General features: G+C 70.7%; 30 protein-coding genes. 17 read left to right on the forward strand and 13 right to left on the reverse strand.

Translation table 11 applies throughout. The features are described from left to right. The first annotated feature begins 42 nt into the window (after nt 1-42). Together ACTVAJ_RS25560 and ACTVAJ_RS25565 are read left to right on the forward strand one after the other, a co-directional pair. Nucleotides 43-255 (forward strand): hypothetical protein, encoded by a 213-nt coding sequence (locus ACTVAJ_RS25560; protein ID WP_470390817.1) that lies wholly within the window; start codon nt 43-45, stop codon nt 253-255. Further along, a complete protein-coding gene (locus ACTVAJ_RS25565; protein WP_470390818.1) occupies nt 252-416 on the forward strand; it encodes a hypothetical protein in 165 nt (54 codons plus the stop codon). Before ACTVAJ_RS25560 ends, ACTVAJ_RS25565 begins: the two co-directional genes overlap by 4 nt. Here the strand turns inward: ACTVAJ_RS25565 and ACTVAJ_RS25570 are convergent. From ACTVAJ_RS25570 to trxA, 3 genes are all read right to left on the reverse strand, one after another. Further along, complete coding sequence (locus tag ACTVAJ_RS25570) at nt 413-1,234, reverse strand: response regulator transcription factor (RefSeq protein WP_470390819.1); 822 nt, start codon at nt 1,232-1,234, stop codon at nt 413-415. The two genes, ACTVAJ_RS25565 and ACTVAJ_RS25570, sit on opposite strands and share 4 nt — an antisense overlap. Before the next feature lie 50 nt (nt 1,235-1,284). After that, on the reverse strand, nt 1,285-2,157 hold the full coding sequence (pstB, locus tag ACTVAJ_RS25575; RefSeq protein WP_470390820.1) for a phosphate ABC transporter ATP-binding protein PstB: 873 nt from the start codon (nt 2,155-2,157) through the stop codon (nt 1,285-1,287). Nucleotides 2,158-2,504: 347 nt separating this feature from the next. Next, the gene (gene trxA / locus ACTVAJ_RS25580; protein ID WP_470390821.1) at nt 2,505-2,903 is read right to left on the reverse strand and encodes a thioredoxin; all 399 of its coding nucleotides are present in this window, start codon (nt 2,901-2,903) and stop codon (nt 2,505-2,507) included. Nucleotides 2,904-3,188: 285 nt separating this feature from the next. Between trxA and ACTVAJ_RS25585 the strand changes: the two genes are divergently transcribed. Both ACTVAJ_RS25585 and ACTVAJ_RS25590 read left to right on the forward strand, forming a co-directional pair. After that, complete coding sequence (locus tag ACTVAJ_RS25585) at nt 3,189-3,536, forward strand: DUF202 domain-containing protein (protein WP_470390822.1); 348 nt, start codon at nt 3,189-3,191, stop codon at nt 3,534-3,536. Then, entirely contained in the window at nt 3,533-3,913 is a 381-nt protein-coding gene (locus tag ACTVAJ_RS25590) for a DUF202 domain-containing protein (protein ID WP_470390823.1), read from the forward strand. The genes ACTVAJ_RS25585 and ACTVAJ_RS25590 overlap by 4 nt, the downstream gene beginning before the upstream one ends. Before the next feature lie 118 nt (nt 3,914-4,031). Here the strand turns inward: ACTVAJ_RS25590 and ACTVAJ_RS25595 are convergent, their stop codons facing one another. Both ACTVAJ_RS25595 and ACTVAJ_RS25600 read right to left on the reverse strand, forming a co-directional pair. Continuing rightward, a complete protein-coding gene (locus tag ACTVAJ_RS25595; RefSeq protein WP_470390824.1) occupies nt 4,032-5,015 on the reverse strand; it encodes an NAD-dependent epimerase/dehydratase family protein in 984 nt (327 codons plus the stop codon). Nucleotides 5,016-5,177: 162 nt separating this feature from the next. Then, nucleotides 5,178-5,891 carry a PIG-L deacetylase family protein gene (locus tag ACTVAJ_RS25600; protein ID WP_470390825.1) on the reverse strand — a complete coding sequence of 238 codons (714 nt, stop codon included), beginning with the start codon at nt 5,889-5,891 and terminating at the stop codon, nt 5,178-5,180. Between the two features lie 920 nt (nt 5,892-6,811). On the opposite strand from ACTVAJ_RS25600, the gene ACTVAJ_RS25605 reads away from it, so the two are divergent. Next, the gene (locus tag ACTVAJ_RS25605) at nt 6,812-8,410 is read left to right on the forward strand and encodes a glycosyltransferase family 2 protein (RefSeq protein WP_470390826.1); all 1,599 of its coding nucleotides are present in this window, start codon (nt 6,812-6,814) and stop codon (nt 8,408-8,410) included. 128 nt (nt 8,411-8,538) lie between these two features. Next, nucleotides 8,539-8,940, forward strand: coding sequence for a DUF3817 domain-containing protein (locus ACTVAJ_RS25610; RefSeq protein ID WP_470390827.1), 402 nt, complete (start codon nt 8,539-8,541; stop codon nt 8,938-8,940). Here the strand turns inward: ACTVAJ_RS25610 and ACTVAJ_RS25615 are convergent. From ACTVAJ_RS25615 to ACTVAJ_RS25630, 4 genes are all read right to left on the reverse strand, one after another. Then, complete coding sequence (locus ACTVAJ_RS25615; protein WP_470390828.1) at nt 8,919-9,704, reverse strand: SURF1 family protein; 786 nt, start codon at nt 9,702-9,704, stop codon at nt 8,919-8,921. The genes ACTVAJ_RS25610 and ACTVAJ_RS25615 overlap by 22 nt on opposite strands. Nucleotides 9,705-10,110: 406 nt before the next feature. Beyond that, on the reverse strand, nt 10,111-10,629 hold the full coding sequence (locus tag ACTVAJ_RS25620) for a type II toxin-antitoxin system RelE family toxin (protein WP_470390829.1): 519 nt from the start codon (nt 10,627-10,629) through the stop codon (nt 10,111-10,113). Beyond that, the gene (locus tag ACTVAJ_RS25625) at nt 10,629-10,934 is read right to left on the reverse strand and encodes a prevent-host-death family protein (RefSeq protein ID WP_470390830.1); all 306 of its coding nucleotides are present in this window, start codon (nt 10,932-10,934) and stop codon (nt 10,629-10,631) included. The genes ACTVAJ_RS25620 and ACTVAJ_RS25625 overlap by 1 nt, the downstream gene beginning before the upstream one ends. Nucleotides 10,935-11,552: 618 nt before the next feature. Beyond that, a complete protein-coding gene (locus ACTVAJ_RS25630; RefSeq protein WP_470390831.1) occupies nt 11,553-11,774 on the reverse strand; it encodes a type II toxin-antitoxin system VapB family antitoxin in 222 nt (73 codons plus the stop codon). Nucleotides 11,775-11,921: 147 nt separating this feature from the next. Between ACTVAJ_RS25630 and ACTVAJ_RS25635 the strand changes: the two genes are divergently transcribed. The 3 genes from ACTVAJ_RS25635 (at nt 11,922) to ACTVAJ_RS25645 (ending at nt 13,300) form a co-directional block, all read left to right on the forward strand. Continuing rightward, nucleotides 11,922-12,365 (forward strand): hypothetical protein, encoded by a 444-nt coding sequence (locus ACTVAJ_RS25635; protein ID WP_470390832.1) that lies wholly within the window; start codon nt 11,922-11,924, stop codon nt 12,363-12,365. A gap of 90 nt (nt 12,366-12,455) precedes the next feature. Further along, a complete protein-coding gene (locus tag ACTVAJ_RS25640; protein ID WP_470390833.1) occupies nt 12,456-12,947 on the forward strand; it encodes a fluoride efflux transporter FluC in 492 nt (163 codons plus the stop codon). Continuing rightward, on the forward strand, nt 12,944-13,300 hold the full coding sequence (locus ACTVAJ_RS25645) for a fluoride efflux transporter FluC (RefSeq protein ID WP_470390834.1): 357 nt from the start codon (nt 12,944-12,946) through the stop codon (nt 13,298-13,300). Before ACTVAJ_RS25640 ends, ACTVAJ_RS25645 begins: the two co-directional genes overlap by 4 nt. A gap of 58 nt (nt 13,301-13,358) precedes the next feature. Here the strand turns inward: ACTVAJ_RS25645 and ACTVAJ_RS25650 are convergent, their stop codons facing one another. Both ACTVAJ_RS25650 and ACTVAJ_RS25655 read right to left on the reverse strand, forming a co-directional pair. Further along, nucleotides 13,359-13,880, reverse strand: coding sequence for a DinB family protein (locus ACTVAJ_RS25650; RefSeq protein WP_470390928.1), 522 nt, complete (start codon nt 13,878-13,880; stop codon nt 13,359-13,361). Between the two features lie 107 nt (nt 13,881-13,987). Next, the gene (locus tag ACTVAJ_RS25655) at nt 13,988-14,515 is read right to left on the reverse strand and encodes a DinB family protein (protein ID WP_470390835.1); all 528 of its coding nucleotides are present in this window, start codon (nt 14,513-14,515) and stop codon (nt 13,988-13,990) included. Nucleotides 14,516-14,685: 170 nt separating this feature from the next. On the opposite strand from ACTVAJ_RS25655, the gene ACTVAJ_RS25660 reads away from it, so the two are divergent. Beyond that, nucleotides 14,686-15,474: an alpha/beta fold hydrolase gene (locus ACTVAJ_RS25660; RefSeq protein ID WP_470390836.1), complete on the forward strand. Its 789-nt coding sequence runs from the start codon at nt 14,686-14,688 to the stop codon at nt 15,472-15,474. 30 nt (nt 15,475-15,504) lie between these two features. Here ACTVAJ_RS25660 and ACTVAJ_RS25665 read toward each other — a convergent pair whose 3' ends face one another. Beyond that, on the reverse strand, nt 15,505-15,915 hold the full coding sequence (locus ACTVAJ_RS25665; protein ID WP_470390837.1) for a VOC family protein: 411 nt from the start codon (nt 15,913-15,915) through the stop codon (nt 15,505-15,507). A gap of 311 nt (nt 15,916-16,226) precedes the next feature. Between ACTVAJ_RS25665 and ACTVAJ_RS25670 the strand changes: the two genes are divergently transcribed. From ACTVAJ_RS25670 to ACTVAJ_RS25695, 6 genes are all read left to right on the forward strand, one after another. Further along, nucleotides 16,227-17,111 carry an ABC transporter ATP-binding protein gene (locus tag ACTVAJ_RS25670; protein WP_470390929.1) on the forward strand — a complete coding sequence of 295 codons (885 nt, stop codon included), beginning with the start codon at nt 16,227-16,229 and terminating at the stop codon, nt 17,109-17,111. Continuing rightward, nucleotides 17,108-17,962: an ABC transporter permease gene (locus ACTVAJ_RS25675; protein ID WP_470390838.1), complete on the forward strand. Its 855-nt coding sequence runs from the start codon at nt 17,108-17,110 to the stop codon at nt 17,960-17,962. The genes ACTVAJ_RS25670 and ACTVAJ_RS25675 overlap by 4 nt, the downstream gene beginning before the upstream one ends. Beyond that, the gene (locus ACTVAJ_RS25680; RefSeq protein WP_470390839.1) at nt 17,952-18,245 is read left to right on the forward strand and encodes a helix-turn-helix transcriptional regulator; all 294 of its coding nucleotides are present in this window, start codon (nt 17,952-17,954) and stop codon (nt 18,243-18,245) included. The genes ACTVAJ_RS25675 and ACTVAJ_RS25680 overlap by 11 nt, the downstream gene beginning before the upstream one ends. Nucleotides 18,246-18,280: 35 nt before the next feature. Next, a complete protein-coding gene (locus ACTVAJ_RS25685) occupies nt 18,281-18,856 on the forward strand; it encodes a hypothetical protein (RefSeq protein ID WP_470390840.1) in 576 nt (191 codons plus the stop codon). Between the two features lie 142 nt (nt 18,857-18,998). Then, nucleotides 18,999-19,256, forward strand: coding sequence for a type II toxin-antitoxin system Phd/YefM family antitoxin (locus tag ACTVAJ_RS25690; RefSeq protein WP_470390841.1), 258 nt, complete (start codon nt 18,999-19,001; stop codon nt 19,254-19,256). Continuing rightward, nucleotides 19,241-19,642, forward strand: coding sequence for a type II toxin-antitoxin system VapC family toxin (locus tag ACTVAJ_RS25695; RefSeq protein WP_470390842.1), 402 nt, complete (start codon nt 19,241-19,243; stop codon nt 19,640-19,642). The genes ACTVAJ_RS25690 and ACTVAJ_RS25695 overlap by 16 nt, the downstream gene beginning before the upstream one ends. 3 nt (nt 19,643-19,645) lie before the next feature. On the opposite strand, the gene ACTVAJ_RS25700 is transcribed toward ACTVAJ_RS25695, so the two are convergent. After that, nucleotides 19,646-20,308 (reverse strand): class II aldolase/adducin family protein, encoded by a 663-nt coding sequence (locus ACTVAJ_RS25700; RefSeq protein ID WP_470390843.1) that lies wholly within the window; start codon nt 20,306-20,308, stop codon nt 19,646-19,648. Nucleotides 20,309-20,622: 314 nt separating this feature from the next. On the opposite strand from ACTVAJ_RS25700, the gene ACTVAJ_RS25705 reads away from it, so the two are divergent. After that, a complete protein-coding gene (locus tag ACTVAJ_RS25705; RefSeq protein WP_470390844.1) occupies nt 20,623-22,149 on the forward strand; it encodes an aldehyde dehydrogenase family protein in 1,527 nt (508 codons plus the stop codon). Nucleotides 22,150-22,189 lie beyond the last annotated feature (40 nt).

The raw sequence follows: 22,189 nt of genomic DNA on the forward strand, positions 1-22,189 counted from the left end.
GGTCGTCGGCCCCGGGGCGGGGCCCGTGGAGAGGAACTCCTGATGAGTGATGATGTCGCGGTGCGGGACGCGCCGGGGCTGTGGACGGCCGGTGGGGCGGTGGCACCGTTGTGGGTGGCGGACGCGATGGTGCACCGGTGGGCGCGCCAGGGCCGGGTGCGGTGCGCGCGCAGGCCGGGCGGTGGTCAGCGGTCCGGCGCGGCCCGGATCCGTCGGCTGCCCGGCTCCCGGGCGCAGGGGAGCGGGCAGCCATGACGTACGAGGAGTGGGAGGACCGGCCGCTGACGGCCGAGGAGGAGCGGGCGGTCCAGGTCCAGGGCCGCTGGGTGGCGCTGCGGATCGCGTGGGAGGAGGGGCTCCGTGCCCGGGGCGAGCCGGTTCCGGGCCCCTTCGACAACGTCGAGTGGGGCGACTAGGACGCGAGGGTGTCCAGGCGGTAACCGATCCCGCGAACGGTGTGGATGAACCGGGGCTGGGACTCGGAGTCCCCGAGTTTGTGGCGCAGGCGTCTGATGTGCACGGCGATCGTGTTGTTCACCGGCGGCAGGGGCTTGTGCCACACCTCGGTCCACAGTTCCTCGCGGCTCACGACACGACCGCTGTTGCGCATGAGGAAGTCCATGATCCCGAACTCCCGGAGCGCGAGGTTGACCGGGTTCCCGTCCACGAACAGCCGGTGGCCCAGCGCGTCGAGCTCCAGGGCGCCGGACTTCAGGGCCGTGGCCTGCTGGCCTCCGGAGCCCGCGGAGGGACCCTCCCCGGCCGGGAGCGAGCCGCGCAGCAGCGCGGAGAGTTCGGGGATCCGGTAGGGGCGGTTCACGCAGGCGGTCGCCCCGGCCGTGAGAGCCCTGAGGGCCCGCTGGGAGTCGCCCGAACCCACCCCGATGAGGATGGGGATGTCGGTCGCGCGCCGGACCACGCGCACCAGGGTCTCCAGGTCGACCTCGGGGGGAGCCGCGCTGGTGACGAGGGTGTCCGGTCGGATCATGCCGATCCTGAGCAGGGCCTCGGCCCCGTCGACGCAGACGGTGATGTCCATGTCGTGCCCGCTCAGCGAGAGCACGAGCTGGTGCGACTGCTCCGACTCCGGCTCCACCAGCAGGACGCGCATCGGCCCCTCCGACCGGTCCGCGCGGTCGGTGTGCTCCATCCGCTCGGCCCGCTCCACCCGCTCCTCCTCGTCCGGGGCGCCCGAGGGCCGCGGGACGGAGGTGGAGGGGGTGAACGCGGGCATGGGCGATCCACTTCGTCGAAGGGGAGGGAGGGCGATCGGGGAGCGGCGGCCTACCCGAAACGCCCGGAGATGTAGTCCTCGGTCCGCTTGTCGGAGGGCTTGCTGAAGATCGTGGCGGTCTCGTCGTACTCGACCAGGTTGCCGTACCGGTCGCCGTTGTCGTCGACGGCGGCGGTGAAGAACGCGGTGCGGTCCGAGACGCGCGCCGCCTGCTGCATGTTGTGGGTGACGATGACGATGGTGAACTCTTCGGCGAGCTCGTACATCAGGTCCTCGATCTTGAGGGTCGCGATGGGGTCGAGCGCGGAGCACGGCTCGTCCATCAGGATCACCTCGGGGTTGACCGCGATGGCGCGCGCGATGCACAGACGCTGCTGCTGACCGCCGGAGAGGGCGAACGCGCTCTGCTTGAGCTTGTCCTTGACCTCGTCCCACAGGGCGGCCTTGGTCAGCGACTCCTCGACGATGTCGTCCAGGCCGCTCCGGATGCCCGTGATCCGGGGGCCGAAGGCGATGTTGTCGTAGATCGACTTGGGGAACGGGTTCGCCTTCTGGAAGACCATGCCGATCCGGCGGCGGACCTCGATCGGGTCGACGGCGGGGTCGTACAGGTCCTCGCCGTGGTAGCTCACGCTGCCCTCGACCCGGGCCTCGGGGATGAGGTCGTTCATCCGGTTGAGGGTGCGCAGCACGGTGCTCTTGCCGCAGCCGGACGGGCCGATCATCGCGGTGATCTGACGCGGTCCGACCTTCATGTTCACGTCGCGGACGGCCTTGTTGGAGCCGTAGTGGATGGAGAGGCCACTGACGTCGAAGACGGGGTCGTCCAGTCCGGGAACCTGTCGGTTGTACCGGACGGTGTCGGGGGCGACGCCACGGCCGGACTCGGAATCGCGGGGAGTCGCGGTGTTGCTGACAGACATGAGGCCACTTCCGGGTCGGACGGAGCTTGCGCGGTCGGTGAGGGGGCGGATCCGCGGAGCGCGGTCGTTCCCCATGCAAAGGTGTCCGAATGAAGCGGAGGTGAACGAACCTCGTGGTCAAAGTGAACGTGTGCGATGAACTCGGATGATTCCGGATGTCACCGTTCCGACATGGACGATCGGAAGGGGCGCGGACACCGTCCGTGACCGGATGCGAGGTGACGGCGTCGGTGACCGGACGGGGGCGGCGGACGAACGGTCGGGTGATCACGGACACCGGCGCCTCCCCGGGCACCGGTGCTCGCGGTGCCCGGGGCGGTCGGCGGGGCGTCCGGTCGCCGGGGGGCTCACTCCTGGGCGGCGTGCCCCTCGCCGTTGCCCGCGGCGCGCTGCTGCTCGGCGATCTTCGCACGGACCTCGTCCATGTCCAGCTCGCGGGCCTGGCTGATCAGGCTCTCCAGGGCCTCGGCCGGGAGCGCTCCGGCCTCGTTGTAGATGACCGTCCGGTCACGGACGACCATCAGCGTCGGGATGGAGCGGATCTCGAACTCGAAGGCGAGCTCGCGCTGGTCCTCGGTGTCCACCTTGGCGTGCACGACGTCGGCGTGCTTCTCCGAGGACTGTTCGAACACCGGGGCGAACTGGCGGCAGGGGCCGCACCACTCCGCCCAGAAGTCGATGAGGACGAGGTCGTTGTCGCGGAGCGTGTCGGCGAAGTTGTCCTTGGTGAGCGTGACAGTGGGCACGGGGTCTCCTGAATCTGATCGTCGTCTGGTGTCGACCTGCGGCCAACGGCCATCCTCTTCCAGTGCTACAGCGGTGGCGTCCTCAGGTTTGTTCCACACCGTGTCGGCGTCGCCCGGGGACGTCGTTGAACTGCCGGTTTCCTACTCAACACGGGTTACATACCTGTTTGGGAGGAAGAGCGCACTGGGGCTAGGGTCGGCTCATGGGGCCACGCTCCCATTGTCGTGACGCGGGTGCCAACTGTGGCCCGAAAGTCGAGAACAACGAGGTCAACGGGGGGACGGATGGGCACGGACACATCCGGGAAGGACACCCCGGTCGACTACCGCTTCACCCTCGCCAACGAGCGCACCTTCCTCGCCTGGCTGCGCACGGCCCTCGCCCTCCTCGCCGGGGCCGTCGCCGTCCTGCACCTGCTTCCGCTCGACTGGGACGAGGGGCAGCGCACCACGGTGGGTCTGATGCTGACCGTCCTGGCCGGGGTCATCACCGCGTACGCGCCCCTGCGCTGGTACCACGTGCAGAAGATCATGAGCCGGGGCCAGACCCTGCGGATGAGCGTGCTGCCCATCGTGACCACGGTCGCGGTCTTCGTCGTGTGCGCCGTCATCCTCTGGGGGAACCTGCGGTGACCGCCCGTCGCCGGAGCGGCGGGGGCCGGGACCCGGGCCTCCAGCCCGAGCGCACCCTCATGGCCTGGCAGCGGACGCTGATCCTGGTGTTCGTGCTGGGTCTGCTGTACCTGCGCGGATCCCTGGTGCCGGGGAGCCCCGCGGTTCCGGAGGCGCCGCTGTTCGTGCGCCTGGCCACCCTGACCGGCCTCCTGCTGTTGTGCGTGGTCCTCGGCCTGCACCTGCTGTACCGGTGGTGGCGGACCGGGCACGGCCTGCGCGACCCCGCCACCGGCGATCCTCCGCCGACCCTGGCCAGTCCGTGGGCGCTGGCACTGCTCAGCGCGGGCGTCCTGGCCCTGTGCGCTGTCCTCGTGCTGACGGTCCTCCTGGCCTGAGCGTCCGCCCGCCGGTTCCGCATGCCCTGTTCGGGCCGGTGTGGGGCGCCCGGCGGCCGTGCTCCCTCCCTCGCACGGGTACGGGGGCGCACCGGGGCCCGTCGGCGGACGCCTCCCGTCAGGCCGGCGCGGGCACGGAGCGGGCCGACCGGCGGTGATCGACGATCGAGCGGATGATGTCGTTGAGGTCGCGGGTGGGCTCGAAGCCGATCAGCCGCCGGGCCAGCGAGGTGTCCGGGTAGCGGCGCTGCATGTCCTCGTACCCCTCGCCGTAGGCCGCCTCGTAGTCGACGTAGGTGATCGCGCTGGCGGAGCCGGTCAGCTCGACCACGCGGTCGGCGAGCCCCTTGATCGACACCTCCTCCCGGCCGCCCAGGTTGACGGCGCGGTTGTACGCCTCCGGGGTCTCCATCAGCCGGGTCATCGCGGGGACCACGTCGAAGACCGAGCCGAAGCAGCGGCGCTGCGTGCCGGTGCCGTACACGGTGACGGGCTCACCGGCCAGGGCCTGGCCGACGAAGCGCGGGACGACCATGCCGTAGCGGCCCGTCTGCCGGGGGCCGACCACGTTGAAGAACCTCGTGATGACGCACGGGACCCCGGACTCCACACCGTGGACGTAGGCGACCAGTTCGTCCAGGCCCTTGGCGGCCGCGTAGGACCAACGGCTCTTGGTCGGCGACCCGTAGACGCGGTCGTCGTCCTCGGTGAGGCCGTCGGCGTCGTTCTTGCCGTACACCTCGCTGGTCGAGGCGACCAGGTACGGGACCCGGTGGGCCACCGCGGCCTCCACCACGTTCTCCGTCCCGTGCAGGTTGGTCCGCAGGGACCGCAGGGGGTTGTCCACGATCGTGTGGACGCCGACCGCCGCGGCGAGATGGTAGACGGCGTCGGACTCGGCGACGAGGGCCTCGACGAGGTCCCGGTCGAGGATGTCGCCGTGGACGAAGCGGAACCCCGGCGCCCGTTCGGCGTGCGCCAGGTTGTCGGCCGAACCCGTCGACAGGTCGTCGAGCACGGTGACTCCGTGCCCCTGGGCGACCAGGTGGTCGCACAGGTGCGAGCCGATGAAACCGGCGCCGCCGGTGACGAGGATCTTCATCGTTGACCTCCACTGAGAGGGTTGTGCGTTGTCGTTCTTCGGGGGCTTGGTGGAGCGCATGGGATCGGTGGGAAGCGTGCGGGACCGCGGGGCGGCAGGGGAGGGCCGGGAACGGATCTGGGACGTCGTCGGCCGCTTCTCGCCGGGGCGCGGACCGGCGGTTCAGACGACCTGGCGCAGGACGTGGAACCCCTCGGCGAACGCGACCCCCGCCTGCATTCCCCGGAGCACGGCCAGAGCGCGCAGGGTCGCCTCGGAGCGGGTGTGCGGGTGGGGGTGGCTCTGCGACCCGTAGGCCGCCATGGCCTGGAGCTTGTCCGCCATGGCCTTCTCGTCCAGTTCGACGAGGAGGGAGGGCGGGCCGAGCGGCTCGGTCCGCCACTGGTCGGCCGCCTCCTCGTAGGCGAGGACCAGAGGGGGGTGGTGCCTCAGGGCGGCGTTGGACGGGCGCAGGGCGGTGTGTGCGGCCTCGGCGACGGCCCGGTGGTCCTGGTTGTAGCTGGTGTGGTGCGGCGTGATCACGACCGTGGGGCGGAGACGGGAGACGGAGATCGGGCTCTCGTGCTCGATCACCTGCGCGAGCCGCATCCGGCCCACGAGGTCGAGCTTGAGGTGGTACTCGTCGCCGGGCAGGGCCATGTGCCAGTCGTCCCAGCGGAAGTGGTCGCGCACCTGCTTGATCTCGGCGAAGCGCTCCTCGGCGGTGGAGAAGCCCCGGGCGGACAGGTCGGCGGTGTCCCCGACGGTCATGAACTGCACGAAGACCTGGGCGCCCGCGTCCTTGGCCTTGCTCATGAGACCGCCGCAGCCCAGGGTCTCGTCGTCGGGGTGGGGTGCGAGGACCAGGATGCGCTCCTGGGACCAGTCTGTCTTCATGCCAGTTTCCCGTCCTTCAGCGAAAGGTGCGTGCGGGGGATTCCGGTCGGTCGGCACAGGTGTGCCCGGGACCGGAGTGGGGAGCGGGACCCGTGTGGTGTGTGGTTGTTGCCGTGGTCGCGATGGTGATGAGGCAGGAGTCAGGGCTCCGGGGGTTGTCGGGGCTCCGGGGTCGCCTGTGGCCGGTGTCCGGTTCGGTGGGATCGCCCGCTTTCCGGCGAACGCATGTGCGAATTCGGTGCTCCCACGACCGCGTGACGGTGATTTGTGAAGAATGTGTTCAGAGAGGCCCTCGTGCTGTCTGTTTCACCGTTGGTGTCACGAGTCGTGTCCTTTATGGGCTTCTCATGGCTTGCTCGGATGATCGGTGAGCGGAGATCCCCTTGGTCTACTACGTCGTTTCGGTTATGTCGGAGCGGTGCTTCGAGTCGTTCCGCGTTTGGCGCCGTGCCCGTGTTGGGAAAAACGCGGGATCCGTTGATTCCACCGTCTTCGCGGGCCCGGCGTGACGGGGGCGGCGCGCGCGTCGGGGAGTCCGTTGCGTGGGGATGAGCGGCGTCATAGCTGGTGGGATGAGGTCCCGCGGTCCCGTTTCCGCTCGGTTCGGGCCCCTGGCGGCCGGACGCAAGTGTGGTCGCCGATCACGTCTGGCGTTCTCCTTGTCTCTTCGTGTCACCGTTCGCGAGGTTTTCCGGTTTTCCGGGCAGCCTCGAAGAAACCGGAGTGGGGCGGGCTCCGGCCGTCATCACAAATATCCTCTAATGGGTACCACCTCACGCAAGCCCGTGTATACGATTTGCGTGGCCTACATAGGACGCGAAGGCGGGTGAACCCATCCGAGTCGCAGGGCGTCAACCTAACGCCGACTTTGCGGTTGATGTCGGCCCGAAAACCAGTGACTTCCGGAGGGTCCCAGGGTTGTGCGTATCGTGCGTTTCATCGGAGGACTGCTGGCGGGGTTGGTCGCCCTCGCCCTGGCAGTCGCACTGTTCGTCTACTGGTTCGACTTCGCCACGACCTCGGTCGCGGCGGCCGGGGGAGGCGCACTCGCCTACGCCTTCCTGTGGCTGGCCTTCGGCGCGAACCTCCTGTGGTGGACCGTCGTAGGACTCCTGCGCCTGGGGGAGGGCTCGGTCCGGGCCGCGGCCGGGGGCCGGTCCCGTGCGCGAGGTCGTGCCGAGGTCACCGCGGGCAGCACGAGTGAACGCGTCCTCGTCGGCGCCGGGGCCCCTGCCGCGGGCGCGCCCCCGGCGGTCGGGGCGGGCACGGACGCAGCCGCCCCCGCCGGGGAGGCCGCGGACCCCCCGGACGGCCCCGAACCGGGGGACGTGGCGCCGGTCGGCGGCGCGGTGGCCGCGGACGGCGGCGAGGGCGCCGACGACCCCCGGGACGTGAGCATCGCCGTCATCATCCCGGCGCACAACGAGGAACCGGTGATCGGCGGGGCGATCGAATCGGCGTTGAAGCTGTTCGACCGGTGGGACGTGTACGTCGTCTCGGACTCCTCCAAGGACGCCACCGCGGACATCGCCGCCAGGACCGGCGTGAACGTCCTGGAGCTGCTCACCAACCGGGGGAAGGCGGGCGCGCTGGAGGCGGTGATCGAGGAGTTCTCGCTGACCGAGCACTACGACGGCGTGCTCATCCTGGACGCCGACACCGAACTGGACCCCGGATACGTCGAGGGCGCCAGGCGGCAGCTCAAAGACCCGGACGTGGCGGCCGTGGCCGGGTTCGTCGTGTCGGAGTGGAAGCCGCGCGAGCGCACGTTCACGGGCCGACTGATCTCCGCCTACCGCGACCGGCTGTACTTCATGCTCCAGTACTTCATGCGGTTCGGGCAGACCTGGCGCCGCTCCAGCACGGCGTTCATCGTGCCCGGGTTCGCCAGCGTGTACCGCAGCAGCGCGCTGCGGGAGATCGAGGTCAACCCCAGGGGGCTGGTGATCGAGGACTTCAACATGACCTTCGAGCTCCAGCGCAAGCGCCTGGGACGGATATCGATGCGGCCCGACACCCGCGCCTACAGCCAGGACCCGTTCACGCTGCGGGACTACTCCAAGCAGGTGGGCCGGTGGACGCTGGGCTTCTGGCAGACGATCCGCCGCCACGGGGTGTGGCCCAGCGCGTTCTGGCTGTTCCTGGCCCCGTACCTGCTGGAGGTCGTGCTGGTCTCCGCCGTCCTGCTGGCCACGGCCGCGCTGGGCCTGTTCGTCCTGGTCGGTGTGGTGGGCGGCGAGCCGGTCCTGAGCATCCCCTACTACGGGGAGGGTGTCGCCGCGGTGACCGCCCTCCTGCCGCCGGTGGCGATCGCGGTGGGACTGTTCGTGCCCGACTACGTGCTCACGTGCGTGATGGCGATGGTCCGGCGGCGGCCGTCCTACCTGCTGTACGGGTTGTTCTTCCTCCCGATGCGGCTGATCGACGCCTACCTCGCGCTGCGGATGATCCCCCGGGCGTGGACGGCCGACTCCGACGGTCGGTGGAGCAGCCCGGTACGCGTGTCGAACCGGCCCTGACCAGGAACGGTGTGAGATCCCACCGCCTCGCCCACCCCGGCGCGGGGTGGTCCCGGACAGCGTCTAGCCTCGGGGAGGGGCCCCGACCCTCCTCGGGGCGGCAGTCGTGCGGATGAGGTGGAGTAGCGGTGGACAGCAGACGCGTGTCGTTCACGCTGTACCGGGTGCTGGCGTACGTGACCGGCGTGTTCCTGCTCGGTCTGACCTTCGTGGCCATGCCCGCGAAGTACCTGGTGGGGGAGGGTTCGGCGCTCGCGCTCATCCCCGCGCCGAGCGGCATGGAGCACTGGTTCGGCCCCGAGTCGCCGCTCATGATGTTCATCGCGATGCCGCACGGCTACGTGTACATGGCGTACGTGCTGGTCGTGCTGTGGGTGTCGCTCAACCGGCGCTGGGGGGCGGGGCGGACCCTGGGGGTGGTGCTCGCCGGCACGATCCCGGTCCTGGGCTTCGTGGTCGAGCACCGGCTGGTCAAGGCCGAGCGCGCCGCCGACCAGGCCCTCGGCGCTCAGCCCGCGCCGACCTCCTGAGCGGTTCCGTCCTCCGTCTCCGAGGCCCGTTCCCGTGCGGAGCGGGCCTCCTTGACGTCCCGGCGCACGCGGATGGCCCAGAAGGCGATCGCGGAGACGCCGAACATCGCCCACTGGACGGCGTAGCTGAAGCTGCGCCAGTTGACGGTGATCTCGGTGGGCGGCTCCGGCGGGGGGACGGGCCGCAGGGACGCGGTCGCGGGGTCGTCCTCGGGGAGCGCGACGTAGCCCTCGTAGAGGCGGTAGTCCCACTCGTTGACCAGGACCGACGTGGCGATGCGCGCGACCTGGCCGTCGGGGGTGTCGACGGGGACGATGCCGTCGGGCGCAGCGTCGGGCGGAAGGATCCAGCCGGTGACGGTGACCCGGCCGCCGGGGGCGTCGGGGACGCCGGAGCCGTCCTCGGTCCAACCGCGGTTGACGGTGACGGCGGTGCCGTCGTCGGTGACGAGGGGGAGGATGACGTCGTAGCCGCGGACGCCCTCCGACGCCCGCGGGACCAGGAGCTGGGCGTCGGCGTCGTAGCTGCCGGACACCTCGACGGCGGTGTTGGCGTACAGGTCCGGGTGCATGTAGGCGCCGGGCTCGATGAGGTCGTCGAGCGCGGTGGCGTCGGCGAGGTCCTCGGCCGGGTTGGTGATGACCTCGCGGTCGGGTTCGACGGAGCGGAGGGACTGCCAGTACGTCCCGGCCGAGCAGACGACGACGACCAGCACGAGGAGCAGGTGCAGGCCGATCCAGCGGGGACTGAGCAGTGTTCTCACCCGACCAGGCTATGCGTGCCCCCCGCGGTACCGGTCATGACCCCGGATTGACACTGCCCGCACGGGCTTGGCGGCGAGGGGGCCGGAGAATGACGATCACTTTAAGTAGTTTCCAGTGACTGAGGGTTGTTATTCGGGGGTGGGGTGGGTAGTGTCTCTATCAACGCGGAACGAGCGGGATCGGATCCGCGGACAGGCCTTCCAGGCCGCGACTCCAGGGGGGAGGAGTCGCAGGCCGTTTCCCAGAGCGAGGGTCGTCTCCGTACTTTGAGGGGGGATGCGGAGGCGACCCTCGCCACTCTTTCCCGGGGGCGTTCCCACTGGTCGGTGGGGGCGCCCCCGGTGCCGTTCCCGGGGAGTTCCGCGCCGCTGGTACGCGTTCGGACATCGAGGGCGGAGTGTGGGGTCAGTGTGGTCGTGAGCGGAAGTCGGCCCACAGGTCCACGGCCTGTTCCAGGCCGAGGGCGGCCACCTCTTCCGGGGGCATGCCGACGGTGTGGATCAGACGTTCGGCCAACCAGTCCGGGACGGGTTCTCTCGCGGGGGGCGATTCATGCGCCACCTTCTCCGCCGGTGTGCCGAGGTGCTCGATGACGACCGCGAGCTTCCGGGCGGTGGGGGTGTCCTTGGAGGCTGCCCGGACTCTCCGGGAGGCCTCGGCGTAGACCTGGGCGTCCGCGCGCGCTCCGACGGCCCAGACCTCGCAGATCTCCACATGTTTCTCGTCGGTGACGCGGTACACGACACGCCAGGTGTTGCGTCCGACGACCAGTTTGCGAAACCCCGTGAGTTCGCCGCCCAGGGGGTATCCGGCCTCTGGGTTCTCCTCCAGGAGAAGGACCTTCCCGAGGACCTCGGGCACGGCGTCCGGGCCGAGTCGCCGCAGATCGTCGAGGGCGGCGTCGGTGAAGGTGATCTCGGCCATCAGTCCTCGGGGAGTTCTTCGAGTGAGGCACGGCTGTGCCCGAAGGCGGCCAGTACGTCGTCCATGGAGGTGCGCCGTCCGCTGTCCGTGAACTCCCGTGCCATGACCAGGGCCAGATCCCGCAGATCCGCCTCCGCCTGCTCCAGTTCCGCGAGCCGGGCGAACGCGACCACGGCCGCGACCGGCTCGTGCCGGCGGGTCACGATGACCTCGGTGCCCTGTTCCGCGTCGTGGACGATGCCCGCGACGCCGCGTCTGGCCGCATCCGTGACGCTGATCTCCTGGGTGTGCTCAAGAATCGCCATACCTCAACTGTATAGAAAACTATACAGATTGGCGACGGGTGCGCCTGTCCCGGGAAGAGTCCAGCCGCCCCGCCGCTGATACCCGTCGTGATACTTCCCGTGATACTGCCGTCCGAGTTTCGGGGTGTCCCGGGATGCCCCCGGATGTGGCCGGGGGTTCCGCTACCCGTCCCCACCCGCGCCCGGTGGTACCCGGATGCTTCCCGTTCCCCTGCTCGCACGGGATGCGGAGGCGACCCCCGCCACTCTTTCCCGGGGGCGTTCCCACTGGTCGGTGGGGGCGCCCCCGGTGCCGTTCCCGGGGAGTTGGCACCGGCCGCGCGCCGCCGCGGGTCGTCGAGGACAGCGCTCGATGTGGGCCTGCGCGCGACAGCCGGTACTGCGCTGACTCCACCCGTTGCCAGGCGCTCTCGGGTGTGGGGACGTTCGGGTGCAGGATCTCGAACATCTCGTCGAACTGCTCGTACTCGTCGAGATCGCGGGCCGACCCGCGGAACTCGGTGGGTTGGACGCAGCACGAGCCCACCGTCCCCTCGTGGATGACGTCACTCCACGCGTTCCGGTGTCTCCTCTCCCGCAGTACGCGCCACAGTGCGGACGAGTCGATCAGGTACCGGATCACTCCCGTGGGCCTTTCTCCTTGGCCCGCAGTTCCGCCCAGCCCTCGTAGTCCCACCCCTGGGCGAGTTCCGCGAAGTGTTCGAGCACGGCGATGCGCCTGTGGCGTGCCGCGTACTCCCTGAGCGCGAGGTTGACGGTCTCCTTCTTCGGCTGGGAACCGGAGAGTCTCATGGCCTCGCGCAGGGCCTCGTCGTCGATGTCGACCTGGGTCAGGCTCACGGCGTCCGCCTGGTCATGAGTATGTACACACACATCACGTCCCATGGACATCGTCATGATCGATGGTCGGTTGATCCCCCGCACGAGGGAGGTTCCCCACCCCCGAGGGTGAGGCGCCCGGTGCGGCGGTGCGTCAGACTCGGCGGCATGAACCGACACACTGTGTCCGTCCTCGTGGCCGCCGGAGGGGCGGCCGCCTACGCGGTCTCGAAGGTGGAGCTGGCGCTGTCCGGACGACTGGGGATGCCGGGCTTCCCGGCCCCGCCGGAGTCCTACACGACCTACGACCCGCTGACCGGGCAGCTCTCCAACGCCGCGGTGGGCGCGGTTCTGGTGGTCCTCATCCTCGGGCTCTCGCGACCACCGGGCGGGATGTTCTGGCGTTGGGCCCTGGTCCTCGCCAACGCGGTGGGCGCCGCCGTGGTCGGCGCGGGAGTACTCGCCTTCGGGGCACGGGCGACGGGCCTGGTTCCCGGACTCGGCGCGCCCGCGGACGGCGTCGCTGCGTGGGTGGCGCTCGCCGTGGGAGCCGTGTGGGCGGTCGCGTGGGCGGTCGCCACCGGGACCTCGGCCGTGCGCATCCGGTCCTGACCGGGGGTTCGGCCACGCACGCCACGGGAGGGGCGGATCCCGGGGCCGGTACGATCGCCGTGCCCGGATGGCGCGCGAGAGGGGACGGCCATGCAGCGTGAGGACGGGGAGCTCCCCGTCGACTCGGACGTCGACGTCCACTTCCCCAGGCAGCGCCGTGAACTGCCCGACGAACCCTGGGCGGTCCTCACGGCCATCTCCCTGGGGGGAGCGCTCGGCGCCTCCGCCCGCTACGGGGTCGACACCGCGCTCCCGCACGCCCCGGACGCGTTCGCACTGTCCACGGTGCTCGTCAACGTGACCGGCTGCCTGCTCATCGGTGTGCTCATGGTGCTGGTCGTCGACGTCTGGCCGCGCCTGGTGCTGCTGCGCCCCCTGCTCGGCGTCGGATTCCTCGGCGGCTTCACCACCTTCTCCACGCACATCATGGACGCCCACGACCTGTTGGAGGCGGGTCGGGCCGGGCTCACCCTGGCCTTCCTCGGGGCCAATCTGGCGGGCGGACTGGCGGCGGCGTGGGCCGGTATCGCCCTGGCCACCCGGGCCACGCGTCCGTTCCGGTCGGGGGAGGCGGAGCGATGATCCTGCTCATGGTCGCCGTCGGCGGCGCGGTGGGCGCCCCCCTGCGCTACCTCACCGACCGGTTCGTGCAGATCCGCCACGACTCCGTGTTCCCCTGGGGGACCCACGCGGCCAACGCGACCGCCTGCCTGGTCTTCGGTTTCGTCAGTGTGCTCGCCCTGCCCGAGTGGGCGTACGCCCTGGTCGCGACCGGTTTCCTGGGTGCGCTGTCCACGTACTCGACCTTCGGCTACGAGACCCTGCGCCTCATCGAGAAGGAGACCTGGTTCCTCGCCTTCGCCAACGCGGCGGCGTCCGTGGGCGCGGGGCTGGGCGCGGCCTACATCGGCGCCGCCCTGGCCACCGCGCTCTGACCACCGCGCGAGCCGCCCCGCCCCCGTCGGTGCGGGTGCGGGGCGGCGGGCGGGACGATCAGCCCATGGTCCTCTGGCCGTCGATCGTCTCGCGGATGATGTCGGCGTGCCCGCTGTGCTGGGCGGTCTCCGCGATGATGTGCAGCAGGACGTCGCGGGCGCTCCAGGAGGCGCCCTCCGGCCACCACGGCGCGACCGGGAGCGCGTGGCGGACCTCCAGGTCGGGCAGCGCGTTGACGACCCGGGCCGTCTCCTCGGCCGCCCGCGCGTACTCCGCCAGGACACCGGCGAGCGTCTCGTCCTCCCTCATCTCGAAGCCGTCCGCGTGGGCGGCGATGACCTCCGGGTCCGAGAGGTCGAGGCCCAGGTCTCCCTCCCGGATGAAATCCATCCAGCGCCGCTCCACCATGGCCACGTGCTTGACCAGCCCGCCCAGACGCAGTTCGCTCGCGGTCGGCCGATGGCGCGCCTGCTCGTCGGTGAGCTCCCGGACCGTGTACCGCAGGTTCCCCCGGGTCCTCTCCAGCACCTCCAGAAGAGCCGCGCGCTCGACGTCCACCTTCGTCTCCAGTGCCTGCATCCCGACCACCGCTTCCCGTTGTCGTCCTTCGAGCTCGGTCCCCACGGTAGGAAGCATGTAGGTCAGACTCTGTCCTGCACTCGACGCGGGTCCTGGTTCGTCCGGCGTCAGCCCATGGTCCTCTGGCCGTCCAGGGACTCGCGGATGATGTCGGCGTGCCCGCTGTGCTGGGCGGTCTCCGAGATGACGAACAGCAGGGTCTCGCGGGCGCTCCTGGAGCCGCCCTCCGGCCACCAGGGTGCGACCGGGAGCTCCTGCCGGACGTCCAGGTTCGGCAGTGCGGCGACGACGGCCTCGGTCTCCCCCGCCGCGCGCTCGTAGTCCGCCAGGACGTCGGCCAGGGTCTCGTCGTCCGCCATCCGGAAGCTGGCCTCGTGCGCGGCCATGACCCGCGGGTCCTGGTAGTCCGTGCCGCGGTCGCCCTCCGCCATGAACCGGGCCCAGCGCCGCTCGGCGCGGGTCACGTGTTTGATGATCCCGCCCAGGCAGAGTTCGCTCCGGGTCGTGCGCTCGCGCGCCTGTTCCTCGGTCAGGTTCCGGACCGTGTACCGCAGGTTCCCGCGTGCCTCCTCCAGTGCCCGGAGCAGTTCCGCCCGCTCGGCGCCGAGCGTCGTGTCCTGGGGCTGACCCGCCATGGTGACCACCGCTTTCCGATGTCGTTCTTCTGTCGTTCCCCGTGATCGGTACCGACGATAGGGCGAACGGAGGTCAGCTCCCGTCCTATGTTCGCCCGGGCTTCGCACTCGTCCCTGGAACCCTCGGAAGCTCTCCCGATAACCTGGGCCTCTGGCGACCCGGAGGTTTCATGGCCCTCATCCCGCTCCAGTACCGACTCGACGGCCCGAGGCACGCGCCCGTGGTCCTGCTCGTGCCGCCCTTCGGCACGACGATGTCGGTGTGGGACGCCCAGCTACCCGCGTTGACCCGCGACCACCAGGTCCTGCGGGTCAACCACCGGGGGCACGGGTTCTCCCCGGCGCCGGAGGGGCCGTACACGATCGCCGACATGGCGCTGGACGTCCTGCGCGTGCTGGAGGAGCGGGGGTTCCCCCGGGTCTCGGCGGTCGGGGCGGGGTTCGGCTCCTCACTGCTCGTGTGGATCGCCGCCAACTCCCCGCGCACCCTGGACCGGCTCGCGCTGCTGGCCGCGGCGCCGCGCACGCCCCCGTCGCACGACTGGGGCCGGATCGCCGCCAGGGTCCGCGTCGGCGGCCTGGCGGCGGTCGCCGCCGAGATCGCGCTGCCGTGGTTCACCCCCGACATGCTCGACGACCACCCGGAGGTCGTCGAGCGGCTCGAGGAGGCCTTCGGCAGACTCGACCCGGGAGCGTTCGCCTCGGTCTGCGACGCCGTCGCCGCCATGGACCAGCGCAACCTGGTGGCCGCCGTGCGGGCACCGACCCTCGTGGTGACGGGAGCCCACGATCCGCTGCTGCCCCCCGGACACGGCCGCAGGCTGGCGGACGGGATCGTCGACTCCCGCTTCGAGGTGGTCACCGGTGCGGCGCACCTGGTGGGGGTGGAGCGCGCGGAGCGGGTCAACGAGCTGGTCACCGAGCACCTGACCCGCTGGCGCCCGGGCAGCGTGGTCTGACCCCCTCACGAGGGCGTACCGGGGCGGCGGTCACGCCGCGTCGTCGGCAGGGATCAGCGGGCGGCTGATCTCCAGCAGATAGCCGTCCGGATCCCGGAAGTGCGCCGCACGGATGCCCCACGCGGTCCAGTCCCTCGGTTCGCTCACCATCCGGACCCCGTCCGCGACCAGCCGGGCGGCGGTCGCGTCGACGTCGTCCACCTCGAAGACCACGGCCAGCCGGTCCTGGTGGGGGAGTTCGGGATCGGCCGTGTCGGTCTCCAGCGCCTCGGCCATCACCTCGCGCTGGCTGATGGCCAGGCGGGTGGCGGACCCCACGTCGAACTCCGCGTAGCGGCTGCCCGTGTCCCCCCGCAGCACGGGGAGTTTCAGCACGTCGGAGTAGAAGCGGTGGCAGGCTTCGTAGTCGTTGACGAGGAGCCTGATGTAGGTGCAGCGCATGGGGCCTCCTGCCGGTCGCTGTCCGGGGCCCGACGAGCCGTCGCGCGCGGGCCGGACGGTGGATCACCGGGTATCTGTACCCGTGTTCTCCGCAGCCATGGCCGGATCAGTGCGGTGTGTGTCCGTGGCCGTTTCCGGCCACCCGTTGTCCTTCTGCCTCAGAATGTAGTACATGTACTATCAATGGCAGTAGGAAAGAGATGAAGTGGAGGAGTGGTGTGACGAAAACACCGACCACGCGGACGTCCAGGGCGGAGGCTCAGGCGACCGAGGCCGTGGCCGACACCGTGATCCGGGTCCGCGACCTGCGCATGAACTACGGGAGTACCGAGGTCCTGCGGGGGGTCGACCTCACCGCCCGCAGGGGCGAGGTGGTCGCGCTGCTCGGGCCGAACGGCGCGGGTAAGACCACGACCGTCGAGATCCTGGAGGGGTTCCGGAAGCGTTCCGGGGGCGAGGTCGAGGTACTGGGCGCCGACCCCGCGCAGGGCGGGGAGGACTGGCGCGCCGGACTCGGGGTGGTCCTCCAGTCCTGGCGCGACCACGGCCGCTGGCGCGTGCGCGACCTCCTCCACCACTTCGGGCGGTTCCACGCCCCCTACTCGACCCCCGACCGCGTCCGCCCCCACGACACCGACGAGCTGCTGGAGCGGGTCGGCCTCGCCGAGCACGCGAACCAGCGGATCAACAAGCTGTCCGGCGGGCAGCGGCGCCGACTGGACGTGGCGATCGGCGTCGTGGGACGCCCGGAGGTCCTCTTCCTGGACGAGCCCACCGCGGGGTTCGACCCCCGGGCCCGCCGCGACTTCCACGACCTCGTGCACGACATCGTCGACAGCGACGACACCACCGTCCTGCTGACCACGCACGACCTGGACGAGGCGGAGAAGCTGGCCGACCGCATCCTGGTCCTGGCGGGCGGCACCATCGTCGCCGACGGCACGGTCGAGCAGTTGTCCGCCCTGGTGGAACGGGACAGCGAGGTCCGCTGGAGCGTCGACGGCCGCCGGAGCGTGCACACCACCGCGAGCCCGGCCCGGCACATCGCCGAGCTGTACGCGGAACACGGCGAGGACCTGTCCGACCTGCGGGTCAGCAGGGCCTCCCTGGAGGACGTCTACATGGAACTGGTCCGCCGCCACGAGTCCGGCGACGCGGACGAGGCCGCCCACGAGTTCGTGAAGGGGATCCGGTGAACCACGCCATCAGCAACGCCGTCCGTACGGGGGCCGCCCGCGGCCTCCTGGAGTTCCGGGGGACCTTCACCAACCCGACCGACCTGTTCGGGTACCTCTACCTGCCCGCCCTGTTCGTCGCCCTCGGTCTGTTCCTGGGCCGTGAGGAGGTCGACGGCGCGGCCACCAACTACGGCGCGGTGACCTACTCCGGCGGTGTGGTCCTCATGCTGATCATGCTGGGGACCCTGACCGTGGCGCAGGTGCTGGCGACCGAACGGGAGGACGGCACGTTCCTGCGGGCCAAGGCCGTGCCGCACGGGATGCTCGGGTACGCCGTGGCCAAGGTGGTCCACCTCCTGGCCATGTCGGCGGTGGCGGTGGCGCTCATGGCGGTGCCGGGTCCGTTCGTCGTGGACGGCTTCGGCCCCCAGGGGTGGGGCGCCGCCCTCACCCTCGTCTGGGTCTGCGTGCTGGGACTGCTGGCCATGGCCCCGATCGGCGCGATCATCGGCGCCCTGCTGGGCAACCCGCGCGCCGTGGGGATCATGATGGTCCCGATCATGGCTCTGGTGATGCTCTCCGGTGTGGTGTTCCCGCTGGAACTCCTGCCCGGCTGGGTGCTCACCGTCGCCCGGGCGCTGCCCGTGTACTGGATGGGGCTCGGGGTGCGCGCCGGCACCCTTCCCGCCGACTACGCCGCCCTCGAACCGGCCGGATCCTGGCAGCTGCCCGTGGTGGCGGCGGTCCTGGCCGCGTGGGCGGTGGCCGGGGCCCTGGTGGCGCCGCGGGTGCTCAAGCGGATGGCCCGGCGCGAGTCGGGGTCGCGGGTGCAGGCGGCGCGGGAGAAGGCGATGAAGCGTGGCTACTGAGAAGGCCCCGGCGAACGGAAGCGACGGGCCCGGGCGCAGGAAGCGTCCGGCGTCCGGGGGCGGCGAGGCGATCTACAACCGCATCGCGATGCTGCGCGCGGAGCGGAACGTGTCCCGCCGCCAGCTGGCCGAGGCCCTGGGCGTCCACTACCAGACCGTCGGCTACCTGGAGCGGGGCGAGTACAGCCCCAGCCTCCACCTGGCCCTGCGCATCGCGCGCTACTTCGAGGTGCCGGTCGAGGTGGTCTTCTCCACCGAACCCTTCCCGCGCCTCGGCCAGTGACCGGACCACGCCCGATCCCAGGAAAGGGAGATTCCATGAGCGTCATCAGCAGGCTCGCCGACGAGTTCCGCCCCTCCCGGATCAAGGACGACATCGACGACGCCAACCGGCTCCGCAGCGAGCACCCGAGGATCCGCCGCCGCTGGGCGGCCCGGTCCCGGCGGCGCGTGGCCACCGTCCTCGTCGGGGTACTGGTGCTGGGCGGGACACTGCTGTTGGGGTGGCAGGCCCGCACCCCCGACGGCCTGGGCCTGGTCCTCGGCCTCATCCTGACGGTCATCGCCGTGGTGTTCATCTGGCTGATCGGGCAGCTGAACATGGCCACGCGCCTGGCTGTGAGCTACCGGCACCTGGACGAGCGCCAGCGGATCGAGCGCGACCGTTCGACCCGGATCGGCCACCACGTGACCGGTACGGCGCTGATCGCCGCGCTCGCCCTCGTCGCGGTGCTGAACGTCTACAGCTATGACCAGGTCAGCTTCCCCGGGGAGTGGGTGCTGCCGCTCCTGTGGCTGATCACCGTGCTGCACGTCTCGGTGCCCTGCGCCTACCTGGCGTGGACGCAGCCCGACGAGACCCTCGACGACGGGGACGAGACGCTCCGGGGGTGATCCGGAGGGCTGATCAGAAGAGATCCGGGCCCGCCCAGCCGTAGGTGTCGCGCTGGCGGACCCGGTCCGGCCCGGACGACTGGGTTCTTCCGTTCTCCCGCGAGAGCCGGAAAAAATCTGATAGTCAGATATCATGTTGTGTATGCGTACGATCACCGCGACCGAGGCCGCGAGAAAGTTCTCGGATCTCCTGGACGCCATCGAGGCCGGTGAACGGGTGACCATCACCAGGGGAAAGTCCCCTGTCGCGGTGATGGGACCCGCTCCTCGGTACACGGGTGCCGACCTGCGTGCCGCTCTCGAGAGGATCGAGCCTCTCGACGATGAGTTCGAGGGCGATGTGCTCAAGGCGAGGGCCGCCGTGGACGATGAGGTAAGGAACCCGTGGGGCGACGTCTGATACTCGACACCACCGTTCTCATCGCCTACGAGCGGGGTGACTTCGGCCGATACCTGTTCGACGACGACGAACTCGCGATCGCCGCGGTCACCGTGGCCGAGTTCCGTGTGGGAATCGAGCTCGCCGACACGGCGAAGCGGGCGGCGGTGCGTTCTCGTGCACTGGCGGAGATCCTCAACTACGTGGAGGTCCTGGAGTACACGGAGGCGACGTCAGTGCACCACGCCGCATTGCTCGCACACGCGATCACCAGTGGGCGTAGGCGCGGTGCCCTCGACCTCATGATCGCCGCGCACGCCGCGCAGACGGGTCGGACCGTCGTGAGCCGCGACGCCAAGGCACGTTTCGGTGACCTCCCCGGCGTCCTGGCGACCGGGGTCGAGTAGGAATCAGAAGATGTCCGGGCCCGCCCAGCCGTAGGTGTCCCGCTCGCGGACGCGGGCCAGCTCGTCCTCGGACAGCACCCGGGGCCCGCCGAGCTGGCGGGCCCTGAGGTAGGCGGCGCACAGCCAGTCGAGCAGCCGCAGGTTCTCCAGCGCGTGCTCCAGGTCGCGTCCCAGCGCCAGCCCGCCGTGGTTGGCGAGCAGGGCGGCGTCGCGCCCCTTGAGCGCCTTGACCGCCTGGTCGGAGATCTCCCCCGTGCCGTAGGTCGTGTAGGGCGTCACGGCGATCGCCCCGCCCAGGGCGGCGGCCCGGTGGTGTACCGGGGGCAGCTCGGCCAGGGCGGAGGAGACGGCGACGGTGTCGGCGGTGAAGGCGTTCACCAGGGCGGTGACGTCGCGCCCGTGCTCGACGGCCCGGCGGTGCACGGCCATGTGCAGCGTGGTCTCGGCCGCGGGGTCGCGGCGCCCCTCCAGGACGCGGTCGTCCAGGGACATCACCGGGCAGTCGGCGGGCTGGAGCTGGTCGGGGGCGACGCCGTACGGAGTGACGACCACGAGGTCGCCGCTGCGGACGCTGACGGTCATCGATTCCCCGGGGGCGCAGCCGGCGGTGGAGGCGAGGCTGCGGGCGGTCAGACAGACGTCCCGGCGTTCCTGTTCTAGCAGCATGTGGGCATCCTCGACGCGCGCTCTGGCGGTGCGGTCCGTGGCGTGGACGTCCTGAGTCGGACGAAACTACTGAGGTACACCTAAATGTACGTCAAACTCTCTCCCAGGTATTCCCCAGCCCGGTGTGTCCGCCGGGTGGCGGATCATCCGCGCCGAGTACCTGTGGACACTGTCGTGGCGTGATGCTCACCACGGGTCACGGCTTCCGGTGGCTGTGTTTTTGCTGACCAGAAGCGGTTTGTGGGAGTTTTGTGACGTAAGTGTCCTATGAGACGAGGCAGTTTGTGACTACCGATCTCGGGCAAACCGGACCCGTGAACGAACCCTACGCAACCCTCCCGTCCGTGCCGTACCTGTCGGAACCCGGGGCGGCCACGGCCACGAGCCTGTACATCGACGGTGAGTGGCGGGCGGCCCGGAACGGCCGTGTCCGGGAGATCCTCGACCCCGCTGACGGATCCGTCCTCACCATCGTGAGCGAGGGCGGCCGCGCCGACGCCGAGGACGCCATCGCCGCCGCCCGACGCGCCTTCGACCACGGTGAGTGGCGGAGCACCACGGCCACCGAGCGCGGCCGCGTCCTGGAGCGCATCGCCGACCTCCTCCAGCGCGACCGCGACGAGATCGCGGTCATGGAGTCGCTGGACACCGGCAAGACGATCGAGGAGGGCGGAATCGACGTCGACGACGTCACCAACGTCTTCCGCCACTACGCCGGTCTCGCCGACAAGGACGCCGGCCGGCTCGTCTCCGCGCCCGAGGGCGTGCAGAGCCGCGTCGTCTACGAGCCCGTCGGCGTCTGCGGCATGATCACCCCCTGGAACTACCCGCTGCTCCAGCTCGCCTGGAAGATGGCCCCCGCCATCGCCGCGGGCAACACCATGGTGATCAAGCCCAGCGAGATCACCCCGGTCACCACCGCCAAGCTGGTCGAGCTGAGCACCGAGGCGGGCGTCCCGGCGGGCGTGGTCAACCTGGTCCTCGGCAGCGGCCCCGACGCGGGCGCGCCCCTGTCCGAGCACCCCGGCGTCGACCTGGTCTCCTTCACCGGCGGACTGGTCACCGGGCGGCGCATCATGGCGGCGGCCTCCGGGACGGTCAAGAAGATCGCCCTGGAGCTCGGCGGCAAGAACCCCAACATCATCTTCCCCGACGTGGACCTGGACACCGCCGTGGACTACGCGCTCAGCGCCGCGTTCTTCCACTCCGGCCAGGTCTGCTCGGCGGGTGCGCGGCTCATCGTGCACAACGACATTTACGACGCCTTCACCACCGAACTCGCCCGCCGCGCCGAGGCCATCCGGATCGGCCGCGGCCAGGCCGAGGGCGTGCGGTGCGGCCCGCTGGTCTCCGCCGAGCACCGCGCCAAGGTCGAGGCCGCCGTCGCGCGCGGCGTCGAGGAGGGCGCCCGGATCATCGCGGGCGGCAGGCGCCCCGACGCCCCCGAACTCGCCGACGGCTACTTCTACCGCCCCACGGTCTTCGTCGACTGCGACCGCTCCATGGACATCGTGCAGACCGAGGTGTTCGGCCCGGTCGTGACGGTCGAGCGGTTCGAGACCGAGGCGCAGGCGATCGAGCTCGGCAACGACACCGACTACGGGCTCTCCGGCGGCGTGTGGACCGACGACACCGCGCGCGGTGAGCGCGTCGCCGCCGCGCTGCGGCACGGGACCGTCTGGGTCAACGACTACGGGCCCTACTTCCCGGGCGCCGAGTGGGGCGGCTTCGGCCAGAGCGGCGTCGGCCGCGAACTCGGTCTCGCCGGACTCGACGAGTACCGGGAGGCCAAGCACATCTACCGCAATCTCGCCCCCGAACCCCAGCGCTGGTTCGGCTAGCCGCCACCGCCCCGGACGGTCCGACCGTCCGGGGCGGTCG

The organism is Nocardiopsis sp. KDC1DS13DA1 (genome assembly GCF_055632325.1).